The following is a 25,289-nucleotide window of genomic DNA, read 5'->3' as shown; positions in this document are numbered from 1 at the left end:
CAGGTGACACCCCATGACCGCGACCACCCGGCCCGCGGTGCCGGCCCTCGCGCCGCCGGCCACCGCCCCCGCCGCCCACCGCGCCCGCAGGGCGGCCCGGCGCCGGCGGCTGACCGCCTGCGGCGTCCTGATGACGCCGTTCTTCGTCCTGCTGCTGACCGTCTTCCTGATCCCCGTCGGCACCGCCGTCTACCTCAGCTTCTACAGCGACGACCAGCCCGGCCTCGGCTTCGGCCCCGAACGGACCGTCTTCGTCGGCCTGCGCTCCTACGCCGCCGTCCTCACCGACCCGACCTTCCTCGGCGGACTCGGCACGGTCGCGCTGTACTGCCTCATCTACATCCCGCTGATGGTCGCCGGCGCGCTCGCCCTCGCGCTGCTGCTGGACTCGGGAGCGGCCCGGCTGCGCGCCTTCGCCCAGCTCGGCCTGTTCCTGCCGCACGCCGTCCCCGGCATCATCGCGGCCCTGATCTGGCTGTACCTGTACACGCCGGGCATCAGCCCGGTCATCGACCTGTTCGCCCGCGCCGACATCACCGTCGACTTCCTCGGCGTGCACACGGTGCTCCCGTCCATCGTGAACATCGCCCTGTGGAGCAACCTCGGCTACAACATGGTCGTCTTCTACGCCGCCCTCCAGGCCGTCCCCCGCGAGGTCATCGAGGCGTCCGTCGTGGACGGCGCCGGACCGGTGCGCACCGCGCTCCAGGTCAAGACCCCGCTGGTGCGCGCCTCCATCGTGATGGTGGCCATCTTCACCCTGATCTGGGCGCTCCAGCTGTTCACCGAGCCGATGCTGCTCAGCCAGTCCTCCCCGATGATCAGCTCGCGCTTCTCGCCGAGCATGTACATCTACGACGCGGCCTTCAACCGCACCAACTACAGCCTGGCGGCGGCCGCTTCGGTGGTCCTGCTGGCCTGCACCGTCGCCCTGTCCTACGGCGTCACGCGGTTCACCGGCCGTGCCGACGCCGCCGAGGAGGCCCGATGAGAACCCGCCTGCTGGGCCGCCTCACGGTCAACACGGTCGTCGCGGTCTCCGTCCTCTACACGCTGCTGCCGGTGCTGTGGCTGCTGCTCGCCGCCACCAAGGACCGCGACGCCCTCTTCAGCAGCGACCTGCTCTCCTTCAGCGACTTCTCCTTCGGACAGAACCTGGGAGACCTCTTCGCGATGGACGGCGGACTGTACGGCCGCTGGTACCTCAACAGCCTGCTGTACGCCGTGCTGGGCGCCGCCGTCGGCGCGCTGGTGAGCGTCGCCTGCGGGTACGCCTTCGACAAGTACCGCTTCCGGCACAAGGAGAAGCTGTTCGGCCTGGTGCTGGCGGCGGTGATGGTGCCGCAGACGGTGCTCGCCCTGCCGCTGTACCTGATGGCGTCGGAGGCCGGCCTGGTCAACACCTTCTGGGCGGTGTTCGTGCCGGTGCTGTTCAACCCGTTCGGGGTGTACCTCGGCCGGATCTTCAGCCGGGGGTACGTCCCCGACGAGGTGCTGGAGGCGGCCCGGGTGGACGGCGCGGGCGAGCTGACCACGTATGTGCGGGTGGCGCTGCGGATGCTCGGCCCCGGTCTGGTCACCGTCTTCCTGTTCCAGCTCACGGCGATCTGGAACAACTTCTTCCTGCCCATGGTGATGCTGTCCGACCAGGACCTGTATCCCGTCAGCCTCGGCCTGTACCAGTGGAACAGTTCCGCCTCGGTCTCGCCGGAGTACTACCCCGTGGTCATCATGGGGTCGCTGCTCGCCGTCGTCCCGCTCATCCTCGCCTTCGTGCTGCTCCAGCGTTTCTGGCGCAGCGGACTGACCGCCGGAGCCGTCAAGTGATCCAGCAAGTCCCCGGTCCCGGCTTCCGGCCGCGCGCGGCCGTGGCCATGTCCCCCGAGGCCGCCGGGGCCGTCCTCGACCCGGAGTCCCTCGCGGCCCTCCGCCGGGTCTGCGACCTCGCCCCCCTCCCCGTCCTGGACGACCTGTCCACCCCCCGCGCGCGGGCGGCGCTGGCCGACGCCGACCTGCTCGTCACCGGCTGGGGCTGTCCGCCGCTCGACGCGGAGGTGCTGCGGGCGGCGCCACGACTGCGGGCGGTCGCGCACACCGCGGGCAGTGTCCGCGGCCACGTCACCGACGCCTGCTGGGAGCGCGGCATCGAGGTGTCGTCCGCCGCCGCGGCCAACGCCGTGCCGGTGGCCGAGTACACCCTCGGCATGATCCTGCTGACCGGCAAGCAGGTGCTGGAGCAGGCCCGGGAGTACCGCGCCACCCGCCGCCGGGCCGCCTGGCTGCGCACCCCGCGCACGGTCGGCAACCACCGGCGCACCGTCGGCATCCTCTCGGCGTCCCTGATCGGCCGCCGCGTCATCGAGCTGCTGCGCCCGCACGACCTGCGCGTCCTGCTGCACGACCCGTACGTGTCGGACGCCGACGCCGCCGAACTGGGCGTGGAGCGGGTGGGACTGGCGGAACTGTTCGCGCGCTGCGACACCGTCAGCGTGCACACCCCGCTGCTGCCGGAGACCCGGGGGCTGGTGAGCCGGGAACTGATCGACGCGCTGCCGGCCGGTGCCGTGCTCATCAACACCTCCCGGGGGCCGGTCGTCGACCAGGACGCGCTGACCGACGCCGTCCGCGCGGGCCGGGTCCGGGCCGTGCTGGACGTCACCGATCCCGAACCGCTGCCGCCGGACCACCCCCTGTGGGACTGCGAGGGCGCGCTGATCACCCCGCACCTCGCCGGTTCCCTCGGCAACGAGTGGCGACGGCTGGCCGACCTGGCCGTCGCCGAGATCGGCCGCTGGGCCTCCGGCGCCGGTTTCGCCCATCCCGTACGACGCGAGAGGCTGGCCTTCCTGGCATGAGCATTCCCTTCGCACTGCCCGCCGAGGACCGCGTGACCAGCCCGTACACCGGGTACGGCCGCGCCCACTGGGAGGCGGTGGCCGACGGGCTGCTGGCCGCCGCGTGGCGCTGGAGCACACCCGGCTCGGCCCTGCTCGACCTGCCCGGACGGCCGTCCCGCTCCGGGGTCCGCTCGGACGGCCTGGAGGGCTACGCCCGGACGTTCCTCGCCGCCGCGTTCCGGGTGGCGGGCGCGGACGGCGCCGACCCGCACGGCTGGCTGGACCGCTACGCCGAGGGACTCGCGTCGGGCACCCGCACCCCCGGCCGCGAGGACACCGAGTCCTGGCCGCTGGTCCTCGACCACCATGTACAGGGCCAGCCCATGGTCGAGTCGGCGTCGGTCGCGCTCGGCCTCCGGCTGACCGCGCCCTGGCTGTGGAAGCACCTGGACGCCGGTGTCCAGGACCGGGCGGAGGAGTGGCTGCGCGGCGCCCTGCGGCACACCCCGGCGCCGAACAACTGGTACCTCTTCCCGTACACGGTCGCCGGTTTCCTGGAGTCGGTGGGCCGCGGGGACGCCGAGACGGCGGCGGCCCGGCACCGGGCGCTGGAACTGCTGGAGGGCTGGTACCGGGGCGGCGGCTGGTACGCCGACGGCGACGGCCGGGCCTTCGACCACTACAACGGCTGGGCGCTGCACCTGTACCCGGTGCTCGACGCCCACCTCGCCGGCGACGCGGAGGCCGGCGCGCGGTACGGGGAGCGGCTGCGCGCCCATCTCGACGGCTTCTCCCTGCTGTTCGGCGGGGACGGGGCGCCGCTGCACTTCGGCCGGTCGCTGACGTACCGGTTCGCGGCGTCGGCGGCCGTGGGTCTGGGCGCGCTGACCGGGCACACCCCGCTGGCGCCCGGGGTCTCCCGGCGGCTGGCCAGCGGCAGCCTGCGGTACTTCCTGGACCGGGGCGCGCTCACGGACGGCGGTCTGCTGAGCCTGGGCTGGCACGGTCCGCACGACGCCGTCCTGCAGTCGTACTCCGGTCCCGCCTCCCCCTACTGGGCGTCGAAGGCGTTCGTGGCACTGCTGGCCCCGCCGGACCACCCGCTGTGGACGGCTGTGGAGGAACCGGCGCCGGCGGAGGTGTCCGACCGGGTGCTGGCCCTGCCCGCGCCCGGGCTGCTGGCACAGGCGACGCGCGGCGACGGGATCGTACGGCTGCACAACCACGGCAGTGACCACGTCCGGCCGCACGAGGGGGAGTCGGCCGCCGAGGACGACCCGTACTACGGGCGGCAGGCGTACTCGACCCGGACCGGGCCGACGGCGCCCCACAACCCCGCCGACAACCACCTGTCGGTGGAGGTGGCAGGCCGGCCGAGCGTGCGGCGCCGGCTCCACCCGCTCGGTGCCGGGCACGGCGACGGCTGGGGCTGGGCGGCGTCCTGGCACCGGCCCGTGCTGCCCGGCGGGGCGCCGATGGTGCCGGGGTTGCGGGTGGAGAGCGTGACGGTGGCGGTGGGGGCGTACGAGCTGCGGGCGCACCGGGTGTCCGGGGCGCCGGCCGGGGCGCGGGTCATCCAGACCGGATGGGCCACCGGGCCCGGCGAGGACCTGGTGTCGGGGCTGCACGGCCTGCTGGGTCTCGGCGCGGACCCCGAGTGGCTGCGCGCCCCGCAGGGCACGGCGTACACCCGCTGGGCGCGGGTCCCGCGGGTCACCGGCCCGGCGGGCGGCACGTCCCTCCACGTCTGCCTGGCCGCCCTCACCGGGGAGCCGGACCCGCGTCCGCTGCGGGAGGCGGTCACGGAGGTGGTGCCGGACGGCACGCGGGGTGTGGAGGTGCTGTGGGCCGACGGCGCCCGGACCCGCGTCTCCTTCTCACCCGCGGAGGTGACGCACCGGGCGGGCTGAGCGGCCGGGGCAGGGGGCGGCGCCGGTCCTGGCCGCGCGCCCGGGGGCGGTGGCCCGGTCGCGGGCGCCGGGTTCCGCGCCGAGGCGCGCGGCCGGGGAGCAGGGACGCCCGCGCTGGACGCGCGCCGGCCAGGGGGGTGCGGGTGGGCGGGCCGGGCGCCGGGCCGCGCCGGTGCCCCCGCGAGGGCGGTGGGCGCGGCGGGGTCCGTCCCCCGGGCGCCCGTGTCCGGTCGCGGGGCGGGCGGGGGGCGGCGAGGCTGGTACGGCACGGGTCACCGAAGCCGGGAGCAGTCATGTACAAGTCGTCGTGCGCGTTCGCCGCGGCCCTGGCCGTGGCGCTGGTCTGGCCCGCCGGGACGGCGGACGCCACCCCGCGCGCGGCCGCCGCGGACCGCCCGGTCCACGCGCCCGCCGGCGTCGGAGCGAGCGAGTGCGTCGCCGGCGGCGGGATGATCATCGTGTCGTGGGAGGGCGAGGGCGAGGCGTTCAGCCAGTACTGCCACGGCGGCCTCCACGACGGCGAGACCGTCGTCTGACCCGCTTCCGGAGAGCGCCCCCCCTCTCCTGACGGACCGTCAGCACAGTCGTCGCCACATCGGTGCGCTGTCCCGGCGCCAAGTGGGTACCCGCTGCCCGCGGCCGGGTCCCGCGGCTCCGGCCGTGACGACATCGACCGGCCGGCCGACATCGGAGGAAAGAGACATATGAGCGAGGCCAACCCTCTCAAGCGGGTCGCCGACAAGGTCAGCGACGTCCTGCGGAGCGACGGACCGGAGGACGGCGTCCCCGGCAAGCCGGGCCCCGAGTCCCCGGCGCTCGCCGAGCCCACCGAGCCCCGCGAGCCGCTGCCGCCCAAGCCCGACCAGAGCGGCCCGGCCACGGTGTCGCCCACCGGCCAGCCGACCGGCGCCGACCGCGCGCGCATGGCCCAGTCCGGGGCGTACCTGACGACCGCGCAGGGCACCCGGGTCCACGACACCGACCACTCGCTCAAGGCCGGGCCGCGCGGGCCGGTGCTGCTCCAGGACCACCACCTGCGCGAGAAGATCATGCACTTCGACCACGAGCGCATCCCGGAGCGCGTGGTCCACGCCCGGGGCGCCGGGGCGCACGGCACCTTCCAGAGCTACGGCACGGCGGCGAACGTCACCAAGGCCGCCTTCCTCGCGCAGGACGTGGAGACACCGGTGTTCGTGCGGTTCTCCACCGTGGTGGGCTCCCGGGGCTCCTCCGACACCGTGCGCGACACCCGCGGTTTCGCGACGAAGTTCTACACCAGCGAGGGCGTCTTCGACCTGGTCGGCAACAACATCCCGGTCTTCTTCATCCAGGACGCCATCAAGTTCCCGGACGTCGTGCACGCCGCGAAGCCGCACCCGGACCGGGAGATCCCGCAGGCGCAGAGCGCGCACGACACCTTCTGGGACTTCGTCTCGCTGCACACCGAGGCCACCCACCACACCCTGTTCTTCATGGGCGACCGGGGCATCCCGCGCTCCTACCGGATGATGGAGGGCTTCGGCGTCCACACCTTCCGGCTGGTCAACGCGGCCGGTGAGACGACGCTGGTGAAGTTCCACTGGAAGCCGAAGCTGGGCGTGCACTCCCTGGTGTGGGACGAGGCCCAGCTCATCAACGGCGTCGACCCGGACTTCCACCGCCGGGACCTGGCCGACGCCATCGAGGCGGGCGCGTACCCGCAGTGGGAACTGGGCATCCAGACCTTCCCCGACACCCCGGAGCAGACCTTCGAGGGCATCGACCTGCTGGACCCGACCAACCTGGTCCCCGAGGAGCTGGCGCCGGTGCAGCCGATCGGGCTGCTGACCCTGGACCGCAACCCGTCCAACTTCTTCGCCGAGACCGAGCAGGTCGCCTTCCACGTCGGCCATCTCGTCCCCGGCATCGACGTCACCGACGACCCGCTGCTGGCGGGCCGGCTGTTCTCGTACCTGGACACGCAGATCACCCGGCTGGGCGGTCCCAACTTCCCGCAGCTGCCCATCAACCGGCCGCACGCGCCGGTCAACGACATGCAGCGGGACGGCTTCCACCAGACGGCAGTGCACCGCGGGGTGGCTCCCTACCGGCCCAACTCCCTGGACGGCGGCTGCCCGTTCACGGCGGGCGCGGACAACGGGGCGTTCGTCGAGGCGCCGGTGACGGTCCCGGAGGGCCGCAAGGTGCGCGAGGCGCCCGAGTCGTTCGCGGACCACTTCAGCCAGCCGCGCCGGTTCTGGCTGAGCATGAGCCCCATCGAGCGCGAGCACATCGTCGGCGCGTACACCTTCGAACTGGGCAAGTGCTACGAGCAGGCCGTCAAGGAGCGCACCCTCCAGGTCCTCGCCAACATCGACCCCGAACTGTGCCGCCAGGTGGCCGAGGGCCTCGGCCTGCCGGCGCCGGAGCCGACCGTGCCGCTGGCCGACGTCGAGCCCAGCCCGGCGCTGTCGCAGGTCGGCCAGGTGTGGCCCACCGAGGGCCGGATGATCGGCATCGTGACCGCCGGGGACGACCTGGAAGGGGTCGCTGCGGTGCGCGAGGCGGTCCTCAACGCGGGCATGGTCCCGCTGATCGTCGCGCCCACCGGCGGCACCCTCGGCGAGGGCGCGCTGACCGTCCAGCGGACCTTCGTCACCGCGCGGTCCGTGGAGTTCGACGCCGTCCTGCTGGCCGGGGCGCCCGGACCGGGCAGCGACGCGTACACCGCCCGCGACGCCAAGTCCGACCCCGCGCCCGCCGGTCCGGCGACCACCGACCCGCGGGTGGCGCTGCTGCTGTCGGAGGCGTTCCGGCACGGCAAGGCGATCGGCGCGTGGGCGGGCGGCGAGGCGGCGCTGGAGGCCGCCGGGGTGCCCACCGACGCGCCCGGCGTGGTCCTCGCCACCTCCGGCACCTCGGCCCTGGAGCAGGTCACCACGCTGCTGGGCAGCCACCGGGTGTGGGAACGCTTCACCACGCGGGTCTGAGCGACGGCACCGGGGTGCTGTCCGGCCGGCGCGTCCGTACGAGGTCTCAGTACAGGACGCGCAGCGCGCCGGGCAGCACCTTCGCCGTGACCGGCAGGGCCGCCCCGACCTCGCCGTCGGCGCCGTAGGGCAGCGGCCGGTCGGCCTCTATGCGTATCTCCCGGCCGCGCAGGACGCGGACCTCGGGGCGGTGGACGTGGGTGCCGGCGTCCAGTTCCCGCATCAGGGCGAAGAACAGCCGGCGCGGGGCGTGCCGGATCAGCACGACGTCCAGCAGGCCGTCGTCCACCCGGGCACCGGGGGCGATGCGGCGGCCCGAGCCGTAGTAGCCGGAGTTGGCGGCCACCACCGTGTAACCGCGGCACAGGTGCTCCTCGCCGTCGACGGTGACGCGGTACCCGGCCGGCCGCCAGCCGGCGACCGCGCGCAGCGCGCCGGCGTAGTAGGAGGCGGTGCCGCGCAGCAGCCGGGCCCGGTTGGCGTACCGGTTGGCGAGCGCGTCGACGCCCGCGTAGACGCCGCCCAGCACCACCGCGCGGTCGTGGGCGGCGGAGACCAGCTCGACGGTGTCGACCGGGCGCGGTACGCCGTCCAGGAGGAGCCGGGCCAGCTCCGCCGGCGCTGCGGGCAGGCCCAGGGCACGGGCGAAGTCGTTGCCGCGTCCGGCGGGGACGAGGCCGAGCACCGTGCCGGTGCCGCTGAGTGCGCCGCCGACCGCCCCGGCGATCCCGTCCCCGCCGACGGCGAGCACCACCCGGCCGCGCTCCCCCGCCCGCCGGGCCAGCTCCCCGGCGTGGGCGAGACCGCGGCCGGCCTCCGTCTCCAGCCCGGCCCCCGCCGCGCGCAGCAGCGGCGCCACCCGGTGCAGGATCGCGGCGCCGCCCGCGGTGGGATTGACGACGGCGGTGAACTGTCGCATCGACGGTGCCTTCCGGACGGACCCGGCCCCGGTGAGCGGGGCGGGGGAAACTGACGGACGGTGCCGCACAGTTCTCTCACGGGGTCCGTGCCGGACGACAGGCGGGGCGGGTCAGGGGGCGGTGTCCGGTCCCTCGCCGCGGTGCGGGTGGAGCGCCCTGCCGACCTCCTCCTCCACCTCGCGGGGCGTCTGCCCGTGCTCCCTGACGTAGTCGGCCAGGGCGGTGCGCCAGTCGCGGTCGAGGTCGCGCCAGGCGCGCACCGCGGTCTCGTAGGTGCTCGACTGGCGCGGGGTCCACTGCTGCTGGGTGGGCGGCCCGTACGCGTCGCGCAGCTGTTCGACCCGGCCCTGCGCCTGGTCCGCCGCGCGGCGTTTGTGCACGAGCTCGTCAAATGTGTAGGCCACGGAAGAAGACCCTAGTCAGCGCACGGCTCCCGCGCGCGTCGAGCCGGTCCTCCACAAGTTGCCCACCAAGGCCCCCCGGACCCTTAACATCATGGTCACCAACCATGGCCGGACCTGCACGAGAAGTGAGGAAGCGTGTCGGACACCGAGGGAGCGGCGGTGCCTGAGCGGCTGCTGATCACCCGTACCACCACGGACGACGACGTCTGTGTCGTCACCCTCGCGGGGGAAGTGGATCTCGACGGCAGCGCCCAGCTCCGCGATGTGCTGCTGTCGGGGCTCGAGGGTTCCCGGGGCGCGGTGGTCGACCTGGCGGACGTGGCCTTCATGGACTCCAGCGGCATCAACGTGTTCATCGCGGCGCACCAGGCGGCCACGGCGGACGGCGGCTGGCTGCGGCTGGCCGCGCCCCGGCAGGCGGTGCGCCGGGTCATCCAGCTCGTCGGGGTGGACGTGCTGATCCCCTGTTACCCGACGCTCGAGCAGGCCCTCGCGGACTGAGGCGCGCGGGGGCCCGCCGGGCGCTCACGTCAGGGGAAGCCGCGCGTACACGGTCTTCCCCGGGGCGTGCGGCTTGGTGATCAGCTCATCGCACAGCCGGGTGACGATCTCCAGTCCGTGCCGGCCGACCCGCTGCGGGTCGCGGGGCAGGAAGGTGGGGAAGCCGTCCCCGGTGTCCGACACCGCGATCTCCACCTGGCCCTCGTCCTCCACCAGGGTCAGCACCAGCCGGCAGGGGCCGGGCGCGTGCCGCAGGGCGTTGGTGACCAGTTCGCTGGCGACCAGCCGGGCCGCGTCGGGGAAGGCGGGGGACATCGCCACCCCCGCCTCGCCGAGCCGCCGCACGAATCCGTGCACGATGTCGCGGGAGGCGGGGATCATCGCCGAGCCGCCCCTGAAGTCCACCGCGGTGGACAGGACGGACGAACCCGTGGCATCGGGTCTGCGCGCCGGAGTCATACAGAGCCTCACCGTCCGGTCCGGGGCCGAGTAGCGGAAGCAGGAGCCCGCGGCCCCTCACGATACGCAGCGATCGGCACCCCGCCCTTCGCTTGCCGTCAACTCGCCCGGGGTGTGCGGCTTTCCGGACACCACCGGGACGGGCCGGTGACATCCGGCGCCCGCACGCACCACTGTTGACATGCGCACACCCCACCGGCACTCTGAGAGCGCTCTCAGAAGGTTCGGACCAACCCCCACGTGCCGTCTTCGGCCCGTCCCCCACCCCCACGTCTCCGCGGCCCTCCCCCCGGGCCCGTAGGAGGTTGCGCATGTTCAGACGACTCACCCGGCGACTCCCCGCCCGGCTCCGGCACCGGATCGCCGCGACGGCGACCGCCCTGGCCACCACCGCGGCGGGCGCGCTGCTCGCGACCGGCGCCGCCGCCCCCGCCGAGGCCGCGGTCCCCGCGACGATCCCCCTTCAGATCACCAACAACTCCGGCCGCTCCGGACCGGTCTACGTCTACACCCTCGGCACCGAGCTCTCGTCGGGCCGGCAGGGCTGGGCCGACGCGAGCGGCGCCTTCCACGCCTGGCCCGCGGGCGGCGCCCCGCCCGTCCCGGCCCCCGACGCCTCGATCGCCGGGCCGGGCCCCGGACAGACCGCGACGATCCGGATCCCCAAGCTCTCCGGCCGGATCTACTTCTCCTACGGCCAGAAACTGGTCTTCCAGCTCGCCACCGGCGGCCTGGTGCAGCCCGCCGTCCAGAATCCGTCCGACCCCAACCGGAACATCCTGTTCAACTGGTCGGAGTACACGCTCAACGACTCCGGCCTGTGGATCAACAGCACGCAGGTCGACATGTTCTCGGCGCCGTACGCGGTCGGCGTACAGCGCGCCGACGGCACCACGGCGACCACGGGACACCTCAGGCCCGGTGGCTACAACGGCTTCTTCAACGCGCTGCGCGCCCAGCCCGGCGGCTGGTCCGGCCTGATCCAGACCCGGTCCGACGGCACCGTCCTGCGGGCGCTCTCCCCGCTGTACGGCGTGGAGACCGGGGCCCTGCCCGCCTCGGTGCTGGACGACTACATCAACCGGGTCTGGCAGAAGTACGCCACGTCGACGCTGACGGTCACGCCGTTCGCCGACCAGCCGGCCGTGAAGTACTACGGGCGGGTCTCGGGCGGCGTCATGAACTTCACGAACAGTTCGGGCGCGGTCGTCACCAGCTTCCAGAAACCGGACGCGAACAGTGTCTTCGGCTGCCACCGACTGCTGGACGCCCCCAACGACCAGGTGCGCGGCCCGATCTCCCGCACCCTGTGCGCGGGCTTCAACCGCTCCACCCTGCTGACCAACCCCAGTCAGCCGGACACCTCCTCCGCCGCCTTCTACCAGGACGCGGTGACCAACCACTACGCCCGCGCGGCACACGCGCAGATGGCGGACGGCAAGGCGTACGCCTTCGCCTTCGACGACGTGGGCCACCACGAGTCGCTGGTGCACGACGGCAGCCCGGTCCGGGCGTACCTGACGCTCGACCCGTTCAGCTGACCGGGCTCCGGGGGCGCGGCGCAGGCCGGCGCGCCCCCGGAGGACGCGGCCGGGAGGCCGTGCGGGCGCCCACCGCCGGCACCGCGGCGCTGCCGTCCCTCGCGACGGTGAAGCCGAAGCCGGTCGACGCGCCGGCCGCCAGGCCGCCGTTTCGGGGCTCCGGCACCGCCCAAGCGGCCGGCTACGGCCGTCGCGGCTCCCCATAAGCGTGTCGGACACATGACATTCGGCTCCGGGGGCGAGGGGGCCGGAGGGGGCGCCTTCACGTGTCCCGCCGAGTTCCCCTAATGTCGCGCCCAAGGCCACGGACTCCCCCGACCGGTTCGACGCCTGCCACCGCACCGTCCTCCGACGCCACCGGTCTTCGCGTGAACCCGTCACGTCCGGCCCGGTCCTCGAAACATTCGACGACCGCGTCCCGGGCATCGTCTGTCGCCTCATCCGGCCCGGCAGTGTAGACATGGGCATATGGTCCGACTCCCGGGCGGATCGGAAGCCCGGCCCATCCGCCGTCCCGGCGGTCCGCGGCGCGCACCGGCCCCGGGGCTGCGGTCCGCGCTGTCCCGGGGCAGCCTCGCCGGACAGGTGTTCGTCCTCCAGGTCGTCGTCGTCCTGCTGCTGGTGCTGGCGGCGGTGGCGGCGCTGGTGCTCCAGGCCCGGGGCGACAGCGGCACCGAGGCCCGCAACCGCTCGGTCGCCGCGGCCGGGGCCTTCGCCGCCTCCCCCGGCATCCAGGAGGCGCTGCGCTCCCCCGACCCCACGGCGGTGCTGCAACCGAGGGCCGAGGCCGCCCGCGAGGCGGCGGACGTGGACTTCGTCGTCGTGATGAACACCGACGGCGTCCGCTACACCCACCCCGAACCCGACCGCATCGGCCGCACGTTCGTCGGCACCATCGGCCCCGCCCTGGCCGGGCGGACGGTGACCGAGGAGATCGACGGCACCCTGGGACCGCTGGTGCAGGCCGTGGTCCCCGTCAAGGCGGCCGACGGCACCGTGGTGGGCCTGGTGTCGGCTGGCCTCACCCTGGACCGGGTGGGCGGCGCCGTCGACCGCCAGCTCCCGCTGCTGCTGGGCACCGCCGCGACGGCACTGGTCCTGGCCACGGCGGGCACCGCACTCGTCAGCAGGCGGCTGCTGCGCCAGACCCACGGCCTCGGACCGGGCGAGATGACCCGGATGTACGAACACCACGACGCGGTCCTCCACTCCGTGCGGGAGGGCGTCCTCATCGTCGGCGGCGACGGCACCCTGCTGCTCGCCAACGACGAGGCGCACCGTCTCCTCGGTCTGCCCGCCGACGCCGAGGGACGACCGGTGCGCGGCCTCGGGCTCGACCCCGGCACCGCGGAGCTGCTGGCCTCGGGACGGGTGGCGACCGACGAGGTGCACCGGGTCGGGGACCTGCTGCTCGCGGTCAACCAGCGGCCCACGGACATCCGCGGCGGCCCGCCCGGCAGCGTCGCCACCCTGCGCGACTCCACCGAACTGCGCGCCCTGTCCGGCCGCGCCGAGACCACCCGGGAACGCCTGGACCTGCTCTACGACGCCGGCCTGGGCGTCGGCACCAGCCTGGACGTCACCCGCACCGCCGAGGAACTGGCCCGGCTGGCCGTGCCCCGGTTCGCGGACTTCGCCACCGTGGACCTGTCCGACACGGTGCCCGGCGGGGGCCGGCCGGAACCGGGACGCCCGCTGCTGCGCGTCGCGGTCAGCGGCGTCGCCGAGGGCGGCCCGCTCTTCCCGCGGGACCGGCCGATCCGCTTCGCCGACGCCACCCCGCAGGCGGAGGCCGTACGCACCGGCCACGCCGTCCTCGAACCCGACCTCACCCGGGCGGACGGCTGGCGGGCCCAGGACCCCGAGCGTGCCCGGCGGGTGCTGGAGTACGGCGTGCACTCCCTGATCGCCGTGCCGCTGCGGGCGGGCAGCACCCGGCTCGGGGTGGTCACCTTCTGGCGGGCGGGGAAGCCCGAGCCGTTCGACGGGGACGACCTGGCGCTCGCCGAGGAGCTGGTGGCGCGGGCCGCGGTCTCCATCGACAACGCCCGCCGCTACACCCGCGAGCACAGCATGGCGGTCACCCTGCAGCGCAGTCTGCTGCCGCGCACGCTGCCCGAGCAGAACGCCCTGGACCTCGCGTACCGCTATCTGCCGGCCCGGGCCGGGGTGGGCGGCGACTGGTTCGACGTCCTGCCGCTGTCCGGGGCCCGGGTCGCCCTGGTGGTCGGGGACGTCGTGGGCCACGGGCTGCACGCGGCGGCGACGATGGGGCGGCTGCGCACGGCCGTGCACAACTTCTCCGCACTCGACCTGCCGCCCGACGAGCTGCTCACCCTCCTCGACGAGCTGGTCGGCCGCATCGACCAGGACGAGACGACGGACCCCGACAGCGCCCCGGTCACCGGCGCGACCTGCCTGTACGCGATCTACGACCCGGTCACGCGGGACTGCGTCCTCGCCCGGGCCGGCCATCCGCCGCCGGCCCTGGTCCACCCCGACGGCCGGGTGGAGATCGCCGACGTCCCGGCGGGCGTGCCGCTGGGCCTCGGCGGGCTGCCGTTCGAGTCGACCACGCTGCGGCTCGCGGAGGGCAGCCGGCTGGTGCTGTACACCGACGGGCTGGTCGAGGACCGGGAGCGGGACATCGACGCCGGGCTGGACGAGCTGCGCGGCGCGCTGGCGGTGGCCGGCCCGTCGCCGGAGGAGACCTGCCGGGCCGTGCTCGACGCGCGGCTGCCGGCCCGGCCCGGCGACGACATCGCCCTGCTGGTGGCGCGGACCCGGGCGCTGGGCCCCGACCGGGTCGCCGAGTGGCCGGTGCCCGCCGATCCGGCGGCGGTCGGCGAGGTGCGGGCCCAGGTGACCCGACGGCTGGCGGAGTGGGGGCTGGACGAGCTGGTGTTCACCACCGAGCTGATCCTCAGTGAGCTGGTCACCAACGCCATCCGGCACGGCGCCGAGCCCATCGGCGTCCGGGTGCTCTACGACCGCAGCCTGATCTGCGAGGTGTCGGACAGCACCAGCACCTCCCCGCACCTGCGGTACGCGGCTATGACGGACGAGGGCGGACGCGGCCTCTTCCTGGTCGCGCAGCTCGCCGAGCGCTGGGGCACCCGCTACACGCCCGCGGGGAAGGTCATCTGGGCGGAGCAGCCGGTGCCATGACCGGAGGGGGCGGGACGGGGGCGGGCGGCGGGGCGGACTGCGCGTCCGCGGCTGCGGGCCGTAGGACAGGAGGGCCGTACTGCGGGGGGGGGACCGTACGGCAAGAGCGCCGTACGGCACAGGAAAGGGCCCCGGCGCCTTCGTGGCTGCCGGGGCCCTGATCCGTCGTCGCCGTCAGTGGCGGAACGCGTCCTTCGTCTTCTCCTTGGCCTGGCGGGCGTCGCCCTTCGACTGCTCGGCGCGGCCCTCGGCCGTCAGCCGCTCGTTGCCGACGGCGCGGCCCACGGCCTCCTTGGCCTTGCCCTTGGTCTGCTCGGTCTTGGCCTTGGACTTCTCGGTGCCTGCCACGGTTCGTCTCACCTCTGCTGTCACGTCGGTCACGGATCGTTCGCTGACCCTGCGGGTTTCCCGGTCCGCGCGGCGGAAACGTCCCCGGACCGCCGGGTGAGCGGGACGGGGGCGGGTAGGCGGTCGGTGCGCGGGCGGCCGTCGCCCGCGCACCGGGTCCGATCGCAGGAGGAACGTGATGGCCGGAGTGCTGGACAGGATCATGCGGTACGCGCGCAGTCCCCAGGGCCGCCGGACGGCGGAGCAGGTGCGCCGGGCGGCCGCGGACCCGCGCCGCCGGGCGCAGGCCCAGCAGTTGCTGCGCCGGTTCGGCAAGCGGCGCTGACCGCCGGCCGGGCTCAGTCCTGGACGACGTGGGCGTGGCTGGGAGACGTCTCCGGCGGCCGGCCGCCGGCGCCGGAGCGGTCCCGCCGCCAGTCCGCGACGGCGACGGCCAGCGCGCACACCATGAAGGCGACGCCCGTCCCGACCGACAGCGCCACCGCGTCGCGGTAGTCGTCGTGGGTGACGGTGAGCACCAGGTAGAAGAGGCCGGGCAGCGCGGCCGTGCCCACGGCCCCGCCGACCCGCTGGCCCGTCTGGAGGGCGCCGCCGGCCGCGCCGGCCATCCGGACCGGTACCTCGCGCAGGGTCATCGTGACGTTCGGGGAGATGACGCAGCCGCTGCCCAGCCCGCCGACCAGCAGCGCCGGCGCCGCCAGGTAGGCGGCCGAGTCCGCGGGCGCCAGCCACAGCACCAGCGCCGTGCCGCCCAGTCCCGCCATGACGGCGACGAGCCCGCACACGGTCAGCAGCCGCCCGAACCGGCCCACCAGACGGCCCGCGACGGCGGCGGCACCGGCGGAGCCGACCGCGAACGGCGTCACCGCCAGCCCGGAGGCCAGCGGTGAGTATCCGAGCCCGTTCTGGAAGAACAGCGCGAACACCAGCCAGACCCCGCTGAAGCCGACGAAGTACAGGGCGGCCAGGCTCGCGCCGGTGGCGTAGCCGCGGGTCGCCGTGAACAGCCCGGTGTCGAGCAGCGGGTCACCGTCGTGGGCGGCGACCCACCGCTCCCAGCCGACGAAGCCCACGAGGATCACCAGCCCCACCAGGAACAGCCACCACAGGCGGCTCAGTCCGCCGGCCTCGGCCAGCACCAGGGGCAGCATCAGCGCGAGGATCCCCGCGCCCAGCAGCAGCACCCCCACGGGGTCGAGGCGGCCCCGGGGGCCGGGCGCCACGCGGGGCAGCAGCCGGGCGCCGAGGAGCAGGGCGACCAGCCCGACGGGCACGTTGACGTAGAAGATCCAGCGCCAGCCGTCCTCGCCGGAGGCGAGGGCCAGGATCAGGCCGCCGGTGACCGGGCCGACGGCGCTGGAGACGCCGACGGTCGCGCCGAAGAGGCCGAAGGCGCGGCCCCGCTCGGCGCCCCGGAACATCTGCTGGATCAGCGCGGTGTTCTGCGGGGCGAGGCTGCCCGCCGCGATGCCCTGGGCGAGCCGGGCGACGACGAGCCAGGTGATGCTGGGTGCGGCGCCGGCCGCCGCGCTGCACAGCACGAACGCGGCCAGCGCGATCAGGAAGACCCGGCGCCGGCCGAAGGCGTCGCCGATCCGGCCCGCGGTCACCAGGGTGAGGGCGAAGGCCAGGGCGTAGCCGGAGACGACCCACTGCACGGACGCCGCCGACGCGTGCAGTTCCCGCTGCATCGACGGCAGGGCCACGGCCACGATCGTGACGTCGAGCAGGGTCATGAACCCGGCGACCAGGGTGGCCCACAGGGCCCGCCAGCGGTTGGGGTCGTCCACGGAATCTGCCTCCACCGGTCCGGTGTACCGCCTGTCTGTCTGCGTCACCGGTCACCGCGCGGCGGCGGTCCAAACAATCCCGTAAGGGACTCATAAGTGGGCCTTATGGGCCCATAGACCGGACCCGCGTACCCACTTAGGGTGCCCTTAGCTTAGGCTTCCCGTCGAGTCGATCTGTCACCGCTCGAAGGGAAACCGCACATGCCCCGCCCTCTGCGGGTAGCCATCGTCGGATCCGGTCCCGCCGGGATCTACGCCGCCGACGCCCTGCTCAAGTCCGAAGTGGCCGCCGACCCCGGCGTGTCCATCGACATCTTCGAGCGCATGCCCGCCCCGTTCGGGCTCATCCGCTACGGCGTCGCGCCCGACCACCCGCGGATCAAGGGCATCATCACGGCCCTGCACCAGGTGCTGGACAAGCCGCAGATCCGTCTCTTCGGCAACGTGGAATACCCCACCGACATCAGCCTCGACGATCTGCGGACCTTCTACGACGGGGTGATATTCGCCACCGGCGCCACGGCCGACCGCGATCTGGCGATCCCCGGCGTCGACCTCGACGGCTCCTACGGCGCCGCGGAGTTCGTCGCCTGGTACGACGGCAACCCGGATTTCCCGCGCACCTGGCCGCTGGAGGCCGAGAAGGTCGCCGTCCTGGGTGTCGGCAACGTGGCCCTGGACATCGCCCGTGTCCTCGCCAAGACGGCCGACGAGCTGCTGCCCACCGAGATCCCGCCGAACGTCTACGAGGGCCTGAAGGCCAACAAGGCGCTGGAGGTCCACGTCTTCGGCCGCCGCGGCCCGGCGCAGGCCAAGTTCAGCCCGATGGAGCTGCGGGAGCTGGACCACTCCCCCAACATCGAGGTCATCGTCGACCCCGAGGACATCGACTACGACGAGGGCTCGATCGCCACCCGGCGCGGCAACAAGCAGGCCGACATGGTCGCCAAGACCCTGGAGAACTGGGCGATCCGCGACGTCGGCGACCGCCCGCACAAGCTGTTCCTGCACTTCTTCGAGTCCCCGGCGGAGATCCTCGGCGAGGACGGCAAGGTCGTCGGCCTGCGCACCGAGCGCACCGAACTGGACGGCACGGGCAACGTCAAGGGCACCGGCACGTTCACCGACTGGGACGTGCAGGCGGTCTACCGCGCGGTGGGCTACCTCTCCGACAAGTTGCCCAAGCTGCCCTGGGACATCGACTCCGGCACGGTCCCGGACGCGGCCGGGCGGGTCATCGAGGAGTCCGGCGAGCACCTGAAGTCGACGTACGTCACCGGCTGGATCCGGCGCGGCCCGATCGGTCTGATCGGCCACACCAAGGGCGACGCCAACGAGACGGTGGCCAGCCTGCTGGACGACTTCGCGAACGAGCGGCTGCACACCCCCGCCTCGCCCGCCCCGGAGGCCGTCGACGCCTTCCTGGCCGAGCGCGACGTCCGCTTCACCACCTGGGACGGCTGGTACCGGCTGGACGCGGCGGAGAAGGCACAGGGCGAGCCGCACGGCCGGGAGCGGATCAAGTACGTCGAGCGGGAGGACATGCTCCGCCACAGCGGGGCCTGAGCCCGCGCGTCCGCCCTGACCTGCCGCTGGGCCCCGGGGAGCCGTCCCCGGGGCTCAGTCGTGCGTGGCGGTGACGTCCCCGTTGACGGTGGTGAGCCGCAGGGTGCGCCCGTCGCCGGCGTCCGTGGTGGGCACGGCGACGGAGGCGGCGCCGTTGTCGGTGGCCGCGGTGACGCGGTAGGCGGGGGGATCGGCGGGCAGGACGAGGCGGACCGAGCCGTTGGTGGTGCTGCCGCCGACGCCGGCCGGTGCCGTGGCGCAGGCGAGGGCGACGTCACCGTTGACCGTCCCGGCGCGCAGCGTCCCGGCGCGCAGCGCGGTGGCGCGTACCGAGCCGTTGCGGGTGGTGAGGCGGACGGTGGCGTCGTCGGCGCCGGAGCGGGTGACGGTGACGTCCCCGTTGACGGTCGTGAGGTCGAGGGCGCCGGTGAGCCCGGCGGCGTCGATGCCGGCGTCGAGCGCGGCGACCGTGACGGTGACGCCGCCGGGCACCCCGACGCGGGGCATCCGGGGGCAGCGGCCGTCCCGCCCGGCGCAGTCCAGGTCGAGCACCCGGGTGCCGTCGCGGTGGCTCCAGCGCGGGCGGACCGTGTCGTCCACGGTGATCCCGTCGCCGGCGGCGGGGCGCAGGGTCACGCCGTTCTCCGTGGTGATCACCAAGTGGGTGCCCGAAGGGGCGCGGAGCGCTCCGGCCCGGTCCGTTCCGGCGGGGCCGCCCGCGCAGGCCGCGGTGAGGGTCACGAGCGCGAGAACGGGTGCGGTGCGGGCCGCTGTCGTCGCCTTCATGCCGGACCGCCTTCCCGCGAAAGGAGGCGGACATGACACCCGTCCGGACCGGGGCCGCGTCGCCGGGCCCGGTCCGGACGGGAGCCGGTCAGACCTCCAGCTCGGTCTCGATCCGGCGGAGCTGGTGGCGGGCCATCGCCAGGTTGGCGCGGCTGGCGTCGAGCACCAGGTAGAGGAACAGCCCGTTGCCGCCGCGCCCCTTCAGGAGGCGGATCAGGTGGTACTGGCTGCTCAGGGTGATGAGGATGTCCTCGATCTCCTCCTTGAGGCCGAGGAGTTCCATGGTGCGCAGTTTGGCCCGTACGACGTCGGTGTTGCCGGCGGCGGCGACCTCCAGGTTGAAGTCCTTGCTCCCTCCGAGGGTGCCGAGGGCCATGCCGCTGGTGTAGTCGACGAGCGCGGCGGCCGAGGCCCCGTCGATGGAGCTGAGGCATTCCTTGAGCGCTGTTTCCAGGTTGGCCATGGGTGGGCTTCCTTCCGTGCGTGATCGGGCGTGCTCGGGATCGGTGGTGTTCAGGTGGGCCGACGCTGACCGTCGGCCTGTGGGCGGGGTGGCCGGGCGGGCCGCTGCGGGGCGCGCACCGGCAGCGTGCCGACGGGGCGGGCGGGGTCCGCGGGGGCGGTGCGCTCGCCGGCGGTACGGGCCGGGCCGGCGACCAGTTCCCCGATCCGGGCGCCGCTGCGGCGGCCCTCCAGGTGCAGCCGGCCCACGTTGACCCGGCCCTCGGCGAGGAGGGTGAGCACGGCGGCCGGTCCGGCGGCGTAGGTGGCGACGTAGCCGTCGGCGCCGCGCAGCAGCAGTTCGCGGAAGTCGCCGCGGGCGGTGGCGTCGGCCGTGCGGTGGGCCACGCCGAGCGCGGCGGCGGTGAGCGCGGCGAGGCCCTCCGGTTCGGTGCCGGGCGCGTCGTGGGCGAGGACGAGCCCGTCGACGGTGGCCGCGAGGGAGCCGGTGAGCCGGGGGACACGGGCGCGCAGGCGGTGCAGTTCGGCCAGGACGTCGCTCTCGACGGCCATGAGCAGTCTCCTTTCGGCACGCCGGCGGCGCGCGCGGATCACAGGGCCTCCAAGGCGTCTCGGAGCCGGCGCAGCAGGGCGGCGTCGGGGTCGTCCCAGGCGGTCCCGCACGGGTCGGGGGCGGCCGGGCCGGGCCGCGCGGGGACGCGCGGGGCGGTGGTGACGAGTCCGTCGGCGGCGAGCCGGCGCAGCTCGACGAGGGTGTGGTAGGTCCGGAAGGCGAGGTCCTCGGCGATGTCGGCGGCGGTGCGCACGCCGTCGACCCGGTCGAGGACCCGGGCCCGCCGGGCCGGCAGGGCGGTGGCGCGGGCGCCGGGGACGCGGGCGAGCGGGGCGACGTCGACGAGGGGGTCGGGCCAGATCTCGTGCAGCAGGTCGCGGCGGCGCCGGGACTCGCGGAGCACGGTCGCCACCGGGACCGGGCGGAGCGCGCCGAGCCAGTGCGCCGCGCCCGGCCGGAAGCGGTGGGCGCGGGGGTCGTGGGCGAGGGCGAAGTAGGCGGCGTCGAAGAGGGCGCCGAGGTGGCAGACCTCCAGCGCGCCGGCCGCGACCCGCCCGCTGTCGACCAGCCGGCGGCCCACCCGGTGCCGGGCGCCGTCCCGGTCCACCGCCTCCCACCAGCCGTCCTCGGCGAGGGCCCCGCCCCGGGTGAGCAGGACACCGAGGCCGGGGGTGTGGGCGGACTCGACGTGCACGACACGGCCGGCCGCGAGGTAGAAGACGCCCCGCTCGCCGGTGAGGGCGCCGGTCGCCGCCTCGGCGGCCAGCGCGTCCAGCGAGGCCGAGGTCGTGTCGCGCACCGCCGTCATCCGAGCACCAGCCGGGCCGCCGTCTCGCCCAGCCGGATGCGGGCCAGGGCGAGGTTGCCCTCGCCGCGGTCCAGCCACAGGTGGAGGAAGACGGTGCTGTCGAACGGCGTGCTGACGAACCGGATCAGGTGGTACGAGTCCCCGGTGGTGACGATCAGGTCCTCGACCGGCGGCTCCGAGCCGACCGCGCCGTCACCCCCGCCCGGCGCCAGCGCGCCGCTCTCGGCGGCGTGCCGGGCCAGTTCGGCGGTCTCCGCGGCCGTCGTCTCCGCGTCGCCGCCGGGCGCCTCGCCCACCGCGCCCAGGGCCAGTCCGCTGATCCAGTCGACCAGCCACGCCCCCCGAGCGCCGGGCAGGCGCATCGCTTCCAGCAGGCTCTCGTCTATTCCGGGCACGCCGAAACCCCTCCCCGCACGTCGGCACCCTGCGCACGGCCGCTTCGTCAACGTGACGGGGACACTACGGAAAGTGCGCGCGCCGGGTGAAGGGTTTGGCATTTTCCAGAGGAACGTGCGCTCGATCCGTCATACTGCGAGGGCCCGCGGCCCTCCGCGCCCACGCCCGGCTGCCCCTGCCCGTGGCGGGAGTACGGACAGGTCCGCACGGTCGGTCTTCCTCCCACGGCGTGCGTGGGAGGCGCGGGACGGGCTACTCGTGCGGCATGGCCCGACTTCACATGCCCCACCTCGGGAAGCACGCATCCGGTCCGCAGGACCCGCGCGCCGCGCACGGCGCCGACGAGGATTTCGGCCCCGACGCCGCGACCGAGCGCGCCGCCCCCGACTCCCCCACCGAGCTGCCGAAGCGCTCCTGGTCGGCGCTGCTGCGGCGGGTGCTGAAGGAGTTCAAGGACGACGAGCTGACCGACCGCGCCGCCGCCCTCACCTACTACGGGGTGCTGTCGCTGTTCCCGGCCCTGCTGGTGCTGGTCTCCCTGCTCGGCATCGCCGGGGAGTCCGCCACCCAGGGGGTCCTGGACAACGTGCAGAAGCTCGCGCCGGGCCCGGCGCGGGACGTCCTGACCAACGCGATCGAGCAGTTGCAGGCCAAGGCCGGGCTGGGCTCGGTCCTCGCGGTGGTCGGCCTGGTCGGCGCCGTGTGGTCGGCGTCCGGGTACGTGGCCGCCTTCATCCGCTCGGCGAACGCCGTGTACGACGTGCCCGAGGGCCGCCCGGTGTGGAAGGTGCTGCCGCTGCGGGTGGCGCTGACCGTGGCGCTGCTGGTGCTGGCCGTGGCCAGCGCGCTGATCGTGGTGTTCACCGGTTCCCTCGCCCGGCAGGCCGGCACCGCGCTCGGGGTCGGCGACACCGCGGTGACGGTGTGGTCCATCGCCAAGTGGCCGGTCCTCGTCCTGCTGGTCACCGTGATGATCGCGATCCTGTACTGGGCCACCCCCAACGCCCGGGTGCGCGGCTTCCGCTGGATCACCCCGGGCAGCGTGGTCGCCCTGCTGATCTGGCTGGTCGCCTCCGCCGGGTTCGCGTTCTACGTGGCGAACTTCGGCTCGTACAACAAGACCTACGGGACCCTGGCCGGTGTGATCATCTTCCTGATCTGGCTGTGGGTGACCAATCTGGCCATCCTGCTGGGCCTGGAGTTCGACGCCGAGCTGGCCCGGCAGCGGGTCATCGACGGCGGCCATCCGGCCGACAGCGAGCCGTACGTCGAGCCCCGTGACACGCGGGCCTGGGACGACGCCGACCGACGGCGAGCGGAACGGGAGGACTGAGTCCACATGGCCCCGGGCGGTACGGGTACGCGGACGCCATGAACGAGCACGAGAAGCACGACCACCGGGACGAGGCCCCTTCCCCCGCGTCGGAGGAGGAGCGCGCCGCGTCCCGGCCGTTCAGCTATCCGTACCCGGAGCGGCGCGCGGGCGTGCGGGCCACCCGGCACATCAGCCGTGAGGAGGCCGACGCGGACAGCGTCCCCGGGGTGACCGGCGGCTACGGCACCACCGGCGGCGGCCAGCCCGGCGGGGGCCGCAGCACGCCCCGGCAGCACGCCGACACCGCCGACGAATCCGGCGTCACCGACCTCGCCGGCGGGCGCGAACCGCACCCGGACCGGCCGCGCCGCGGCGGTGGCACCGGCCGGGAGTGAGCCGGCCCGGCCGACCGGTCACGGGAGGACGGAACCGACGCAGCCGCCGTCGACGCGGACCGCCGCGCCGGTGGTGGCGGACACCCGGGCCGGCTCAGGCGGACCACCGGGTCGGCGACGCGCATCGAGGACGCGCTGGGCAGGTCGCGGCCGACCAGCTGGTAGACGAACTCCTCGCCCCCCCCTCGCGCGGGTGGGCCCGGCGATCACCGAGTTCACCGTGACCCCGCTGCCCGCGGCCTCCTCGGCGAAGCCCCGGGAGACCGCGAGGAGCACCGTCCCGGACATGCCGTAGTGGATCGTCTCGGCCGGGGTGACGGCCGCCGAGTCACTGGCGACGTACCGCACGCGGCCCCGGCCCCGTTCCCCCATCCGGGGGGGATGGGCGCGGGTGAGCCGGACGCCGGCGGGGACGTCGATCTCGCGGTCGGCGGCGCCCTTCGTCGTCGCTGATCTCCGGGGCGGGCGCGGCGCCGAAGCCCCCGGGCTTGTTGACGAGGAGGGCGCCGGACGGGCGGTCGCCGACCTGCCCGTCCGGCGCCCTCCTCGGTGCCGAGGCCGGCCGCCACCGGGGCGAACTCCCCGTCCGGCACCTGCTCGCGCAGCGCGGCGACGCTCCGCTCCAGGCGTCCGGCGTCGCGGCCGTCGACGCCCGCCCGGGGCGCCGGCCCGGGTGGGCGTCGACGGCGATCGCCGCGCCGATTCCCTGGGACGAGCCGGTCGCCGGCGCCGTCCGTCCGCCGAGGTCGAGTCTCACCGGGTCGCTCCTCGCCGTGCTGTCGTGCCGTACGGCGGTACGCCGTCCCTCTGCCCCGCCCGGCGCGTCGGCCCACCCCGGGTGATCCGTGACGGCCCGCGGCGACGATACTGGCCCTGCGCCCGTGCCCCCGCCCTGCAGATGGACTCATGCCGACCTCTTCCACCGAACGCCCCACGACCCCGCCGACCGTGTGGTTCGCCCGCGGCCGTCACGTCGGAACCGACGCGCGGGACGTCCTGCTGCGCACCCTGCGCCGGCACCGGGACGACGGCGTCCTCGACGACTTCCACGAGCTGCCCCCGGAGGGCGCCGACGCCGACCGGGTCCACGAGGCGCGCTGGCGGGTGGCCGGGGACGTCACGGTCCGCGCCCGGCTGACCCTGGCGCCCGCTTCGGCCGGCTCCCAGGAGTGGACGCTGCTCGCGGAGGCCGAGGAGCACTGGGACCAGGAGTGGCCCTCCCCCGCCGGGATGTTCTGGCCGGACGACCCGGACGTCCCCTGGGACCGGGACGCCGCCACCGGCCTGCGGCTGCGTGGCCTGAACACGCTGCCGGACGACGACAAGGCCGTACGGCGGCTGCTGCGGGACGCCGGGCGGGACGGCTGGCTGATCCATGTCGTGGTGCACGAGGCGATGACGCCGGACCACCGCGGCCGGGTGCCGCTGGTGCGGTGGCTGCCGCCGGGCCTGGCGCACCGGGTGGTCGAGCACCGCGCGGCGCCGCAGCAGCTGCGGGTGGTGAACTGGGCGCTGGAGGAGTTCGGCGTGCAGGTGCCGCGCGGCGGCGCGGTCGTGCTGCCCGGCACCCCGGCCGCGCCCGACGCGGGGGACCTGTCGGTGCGGACGGTCTTCCTCGACGGCTCCGAGCCGGCCGGGCTGATCGCGGTGGTCCGGCGGTTCGCCGCGCGGGAGCGTCCGCTGCCGGACGGCGCCGAGGCGGCGCTGACCGCGCTGCGGGAGGACTGGCGGCTGCTGACGCTCCGCGAGGAGCTGGAGCGGGAGCGGCGGCTGGTGGCGATGTACGCCGAGGCGCTGGAGGCGATGACCCGCTCCCGTGACCTGTACCGGGAGGCCGCCGAGCAGGCCAACGAGGCGCTGGCCGCCCTGCGCGAGGCCACCGGGACGCCCGCGGCCCGCACCGAGCCGTCCGCGACCCGCCCGGTGTCCCCGCTGCGCGCCCTCACCCGCGGCCTGGAGCGCTTCAGGGGCGCGTCCGCGGCCCGCCCGGCGGACCGGGACACCGCCCCGGCCCGGCCGCCCGAGGAGTGACCGGGCCGGGGTGACCCGGGTCCGGCACGGGAACGGCGGGCGTCCGCCACGGGACGGCCCCGTTCCGCCACGTGTCAGCGCGGCCGGCCTGGATACGCGGACGGGACAGCCGTACGGCCCGTCCCGGGAG

General features: G+C 74.9%; 24 protein-coding genes and 1 pseudogene. 14 read left to right on the top strand and 11 right to left on the bottom strand.

Annotated elements, in window-relative coordinates; genetic code table 11:
• Positions 1-13 precede the first annotated feature (13 nt).
• The 6 genes from Sdagh_RS34790 to Sdagh_RS34765 all read left to right on the top strand — a co-directional run bounded on the left by Sdagh_RS34790 (position 14) and on the right by Sdagh_RS34765 (position 7,716).
• Positions 14-991 carry a carbohydrate ABC transporter permease gene (locus tag Sdagh_RS34790; protein ID WP_190076490.1) on the top strand — a complete coding sequence of 326 codons (978 nt, stop codon included), beginning with the start codon at positions 14-16 and terminating at the stop codon, positions 989-991.
• Positions 988-1,827 carry a carbohydrate ABC transporter permease gene (locus tag Sdagh_RS34785; protein ID WP_189414207.1) on the top strand — a complete coding sequence of 280 codons (840 nt, stop codon included), beginning with the start codon at positions 988-990 and terminating at the stop codon, positions 1,825-1,827. Before Sdagh_RS34790 ends, Sdagh_RS34785 begins: the two co-directional genes overlap by 4 nt.
• A gap of 47 nt (positions 1,828-1,874) precedes the next feature.
• Positions 1,875-2,855, top strand: a complete 981-nt coding sequence (locus Sdagh_RS34780) for a hydroxyacid dehydrogenase (RefSeq protein ID WP_189414384.1) — start codon at positions 1,875-1,877, stop codon at positions 2,853-2,855.
• Entirely contained in the window at positions 2,852-4,747 is a 1,896-nt protein-coding gene (locus tag Sdagh_RS34775) for a DUF2264 domain-containing protein (RefSeq protein ID WP_189414206.1), read from the top strand. The genes Sdagh_RS34780 and Sdagh_RS34775 overlap by 4 nt, the downstream gene beginning before the upstream one ends.
• 293 nt (positions 4,748-5,040) lie before the next feature.
• A complete protein-coding gene (locus Sdagh_RS34770) occupies positions 5,041-5,283 on the top strand; it encodes a hypothetical protein (RefSeq protein ID WP_189414205.1) in 243 nt (80 codons plus the stop codon).
• Between the two features lie 168 nt (positions 5,284-5,451).
• Positions 5,452-7,716, top strand: coding sequence for a catalase (locus Sdagh_RS34765; protein ID WP_190076489.1), 2,265 nt, complete (start codon positions 5,452-5,454; stop codon positions 7,714-7,716).
• A 46-nt stretch (positions 7,717-7,762) separates the two neighbouring features.
• Here Sdagh_RS34765 and Sdagh_RS34760 read toward each other — a convergent pair whose 3' ends face one another.
• The gene (locus Sdagh_RS34760; protein ID WP_189414203.1) at positions 7,763-8,635 is read right to left on the bottom strand and encodes a diacylglycerol/lipid kinase family protein; all 873 of its coding nucleotides are present in this window, start codon (positions 8,633-8,635) and stop codon (positions 7,763-7,765) included.
• Between the two features lie 111 nt (positions 8,636-8,746).
• Positions 8,747-9,040: a hypothetical protein gene (locus Sdagh_RS34755; RefSeq protein WP_189414202.1), complete on the bottom strand. Its 294-nt coding sequence runs from the start codon at positions 9,038-9,040 to the stop codon at positions 8,747-8,749.
• A gap of 135 nt (positions 9,041-9,175) precedes the next feature.
• On the opposite strand from Sdagh_RS34755, the gene Sdagh_RS34750 reads away from it, so the two are divergent.
• A complete protein-coding gene (locus Sdagh_RS34750) occupies positions 9,176-9,541 on the top strand; it encodes an STAS domain-containing protein (RefSeq protein ID WP_189414201.1) in 366 nt (121 codons plus the stop codon).
• A 24-nt stretch (positions 9,542-9,565) separates the two neighbouring features.
• Here Sdagh_RS34750 and Sdagh_RS34745 read toward each other — a convergent pair whose 3' ends face one another.
• On the bottom strand, positions 9,566-9,946 hold the full coding sequence (locus Sdagh_RS34745) for an ATP-binding protein (protein WP_226536154.1): 381 nt from the start codon (positions 9,944-9,946) through the stop codon (positions 9,566-9,568).
• Between the two features lie 365 nt (positions 9,947-10,311).
• Between Sdagh_RS34745 and Sdagh_RS34740 the strand changes: the two genes are divergently transcribed.
• A complete protein-coding gene (locus tag Sdagh_RS34740; RefSeq protein WP_189414199.1) occupies positions 10,312-11,541 on the top strand; it encodes a glycoside hydrolase family 64 protein in 1,230 nt (409 codons plus the stop codon).
• A gap of 468 nt (positions 11,542-12,009) precedes the next feature.
• Complete coding sequence (locus tag Sdagh_RS34735; RefSeq protein ID WP_189414198.1) at positions 12,010-14,709, top strand: SpoIIE family protein phosphatase; 2,700 nt, start codon at positions 12,010-12,012, stop codon at positions 14,707-14,709.
• A 174-nt stretch (positions 14,710-14,883) separates the two neighbouring features.
• Here the strand turns inward: Sdagh_RS34735 and Sdagh_RS34730 are convergent, their stop codons facing one another.
• Entirely contained in the window at positions 14,884-15,057 is a 174-nt protein-coding gene (locus Sdagh_RS34730; RefSeq protein ID WP_189414197.1) for a CsbD family protein, read from the bottom strand.
• 178 nt (positions 15,058-15,235) lie between these two features.
• Between Sdagh_RS34730 and Sdagh_RS34725 the strand changes: the two genes are divergently transcribed.
• Positions 15,236-15,382 (top strand): hypothetical protein, encoded by a 147-nt coding sequence (locus tag Sdagh_RS34725; protein ID WP_189414196.1) that lies wholly within the window; start codon positions 15,236-15,238, stop codon positions 15,380-15,382.
• Positions 15,383-15,395: 13 nt separating this feature from the next.
• On the opposite strand, the gene Sdagh_RS34720 is transcribed toward Sdagh_RS34725, so the two are convergent.
• Entirely contained in the window at positions 15,396-16,862 is a 1,467-nt protein-coding gene (locus tag Sdagh_RS34720) for an MFS transporter (RefSeq protein ID WP_226536151.1), read from the bottom strand.
• A 186-nt stretch (positions 16,863-17,048) separates the two neighbouring features.
• Here Sdagh_RS34720 and Sdagh_RS34715 point away from each other — a divergent pair, with 186 nt between their 5' ends.
• Complete coding sequence (locus tag Sdagh_RS34715) at positions 17,049-18,413, top strand: FAD-dependent oxidoreductase (RefSeq protein WP_189414195.1); 1,365 nt, start codon at positions 17,049-17,051, stop codon at positions 18,411-18,413.
• A gap of 54 nt (positions 18,414-18,467) precedes the next feature.
• On the opposite strand, the gene Sdagh_RS34710 is transcribed toward Sdagh_RS34715, so the two are convergent.
• The 5 genes from Sdagh_RS34710 to Sdagh_RS34690 form a co-directional block, all read right to left on the bottom strand.
• Positions 18,468-19,199: a DUF4097 family beta strand repeat-containing protein gene (locus Sdagh_RS34710; RefSeq protein ID WP_190076488.1), complete on the bottom strand. Its 732-nt coding sequence runs from the start codon at positions 19,197-19,199 to the stop codon at positions 18,468-18,470.
• Between the two features lie 88 nt (positions 19,200-19,287).
• Entirely contained in the window at positions 19,288-19,662 is a 375-nt protein-coding gene (locus tag Sdagh_RS34705; protein WP_190011979.1) for a roadblock/LC7 domain-containing protein, read from the bottom strand.
• Between the two features lie 50 nt (positions 19,663-19,712).
• Complete coding sequence (locus Sdagh_RS34700) at positions 19,713-20,213, bottom strand: roadblock/LC7 domain-containing protein (RefSeq protein WP_190076487.1); 501 nt, start codon at positions 20,211-20,213, stop codon at positions 19,713-19,715.
• A 38-nt stretch (positions 20,214-20,251) separates the two neighbouring features.
• A complete protein-coding gene (locus Sdagh_RS34695; RefSeq protein WP_189414191.1) occupies positions 20,252-21,022 on the bottom strand; it encodes a hypothetical protein in 771 nt (256 codons plus the stop codon).
• On the bottom strand, positions 21,019-21,417 hold the full coding sequence (locus tag Sdagh_RS34690) for a hypothetical protein (protein WP_189414190.1): 399 nt from the start codon (positions 21,415-21,417) through the stop codon (positions 21,019-21,021). Before Sdagh_RS34690 ends, Sdagh_RS34695 begins: the two co-directional genes overlap by 4 nt.
• A 266-nt stretch (positions 21,418-21,683) precedes the next feature.
• On the opposite strand from Sdagh_RS34690, the gene Sdagh_RS34685 reads away from it, so the two are divergent.
• Positions 21,684-22,751, top strand: a complete 1,068-nt coding sequence (locus tag Sdagh_RS34685) for a YihY/virulence factor BrkB family protein (RefSeq protein ID WP_190011981.1) — start codon at positions 21,684-21,686, stop codon at positions 22,749-22,751.
• 38 nt (positions 22,752-22,789) lie between these two features.
• Positions 22,790-23,128: a hypothetical protein gene (locus Sdagh_RS34680; protein WP_189414408.1), complete on the top strand. Its 339-nt coding sequence runs from the start codon at positions 22,790-22,792 to the stop codon at positions 23,126-23,128.
• A gap of 18 nt (positions 23,129-23,146) precedes the next feature.
• On the opposite strand, the pseudogene Sdagh_RS34675 reads toward Sdagh_RS34680, so the two are convergent.
• Positions 23,147-23,885: pseudogene (locus Sdagh_RS34675) on the bottom strand (SDR family NAD(P)-dependent oxidoreductase).
• Between the two features lie 149 nt (positions 23,886-24,034).
• On the opposite strand from Sdagh_RS34675, the gene Sdagh_RS34670 reads away from it, so the two are divergent.
• On the top strand, positions 24,035-25,159 hold the full coding sequence (locus Sdagh_RS34670; RefSeq protein ID WP_190011982.1) for a hypothetical protein: 1,125 nt from the start codon (positions 24,035-24,037) through the stop codon (positions 25,157-25,159).
• The last annotated feature ends 130 nt before the right edge of the window (positions 25,160-25,289 follow it).

The sequence above is a fragment of the Streptomyces daghestanicus genome, assembly GCF_020521275.1.
Lineage (GTDB): Bacteria > Actinomycetota > Actinomycetes > Streptomycetales > Streptomycetaceae > Streptomyces > Streptomyces griseoviridis.
This window is presented reverse-complemented; position numbering and strand designations above follow the sequence as displayed.

Excerpts from the sequence above, each read along its gene's own strand:
- Sdagh_RS34765 (WP_190076489.1), top strand. The coding sequence starts at position 5,452 with ATGAGCGAGGCCAACCCTCTCAAGCGGGTCGCCGACAAGGTCAGCGAC.
- Sdagh_RS34740 (WP_189414199.1), top strand. The coding sequence starts at position 10,312 with ATGTTCAGACGACTCACCCGGCGACTCCCCGCCCGGCTCCGGCACCGG.
- Sdagh_RS34785 (WP_189414207.1), top strand. The coding sequence starts at position 988 with ATGAGAACCCGCCTGCTGGGCCGCCTCACGGTCAACACGGTCGTCGCG.
- Sdagh_RS34760 (WP_189414203.1), bottom strand. The coding sequence starts at position 8,635 with ATGCGACAGTTCACCGCCGTCGTCAATCCCACCGCGGGCGGCGCCGCG.
- Sdagh_RS34680 (WP_189414408.1), top strand. The coding sequence starts at position 22,790 with ATGAACGAGCACGAGAAGCACGACCACCGGGACGAGGCCCCTTCCCCC.
- Sdagh_RS34710 (WP_190076488.1), bottom strand. The coding sequence starts at position 19,199 with ATGAAGGCGACGACAGCGGCCCGCACCGCACCCGTTCTCGCGCTCGTG.
- Sdagh_RS34700 (WP_190076487.1), bottom strand. The coding sequence starts at position 20,213 with ATGGCCGTCGAGAGCGACGTCCTGGCCGAACTGCACCGCCTGCGCGCC.
- Sdagh_RS34775 (WP_189414206.1), top strand. The coding sequence starts at position 2,852 with ATGAGCATTCCCTTCGCACTGCCCGCCGAGGACCGCGTGACCAGCCCG.
- Sdagh_RS34705 (WP_190011979.1), bottom strand. The coding sequence starts at position 19,662 with ATGGCCAACCTGGAAACAGCGCTCAAGGAATGCCTCAGCTCCATCGAC.
- Sdagh_RS34695 (WP_189414191.1), bottom strand. The coding sequence starts at position 21,022 with ATGACGGCGGTGCGCGACACGACCTCGGCCTCGCTGGACGCGCTGGCC.
- Sdagh_RS34790 (WP_190076490.1), top strand. The coding sequence starts at position 14 with ATGACCGCGACCACCCGGCCCGCGGTGCCGGCCCTCGCGCCGCCGGCC.
- Sdagh_RS34725 (WP_189414196.1), top strand. The coding sequence starts at position 15,236 with ATGGCCGGAGTGCTGGACAGGATCATGCGGTACGCGCGCAGTCCCCAG.
- Sdagh_RS34735 (WP_189414198.1), top strand. The coding sequence starts at position 12,010 with ATGGTCCGACTCCCGGGCGGATCGGAAGCCCGGCCCATCCGCCGTCCC.
- Sdagh_RS34770 (WP_189414205.1), top strand. The coding sequence starts at position 5,041 with ATGTACAAGTCGTCGTGCGCGTTCGCCGCGGCCCTGGCCGTGGCGCTG.
- Sdagh_RS34780 (WP_189414384.1), top strand. The coding sequence starts at position 1,875 with ATGTCCCCCGAGGCCGCCGGGGCCGTCCTCGACCCGGAGTCCCTCGCG.
- Sdagh_RS34715 (WP_189414195.1), top strand. The coding sequence starts at position 17,049 with ATGCCCCGCCCTCTGCGGGTAGCCATCGTCGGATCCGGTCCCGCCGGG.
- Sdagh_RS34670 (WP_190011982.1), top strand. The coding sequence starts at position 24,035 with ATGCCGACCTCTTCCACCGAACGCCCCACGACCCCGCCGACCGTGTGG.
- Sdagh_RS34685 (WP_190011981.1), top strand. The coding sequence starts at position 21,684 with ATGGCCCGACTTCACATGCCCCACCTCGGGAAGCACGCATCCGGTCCG.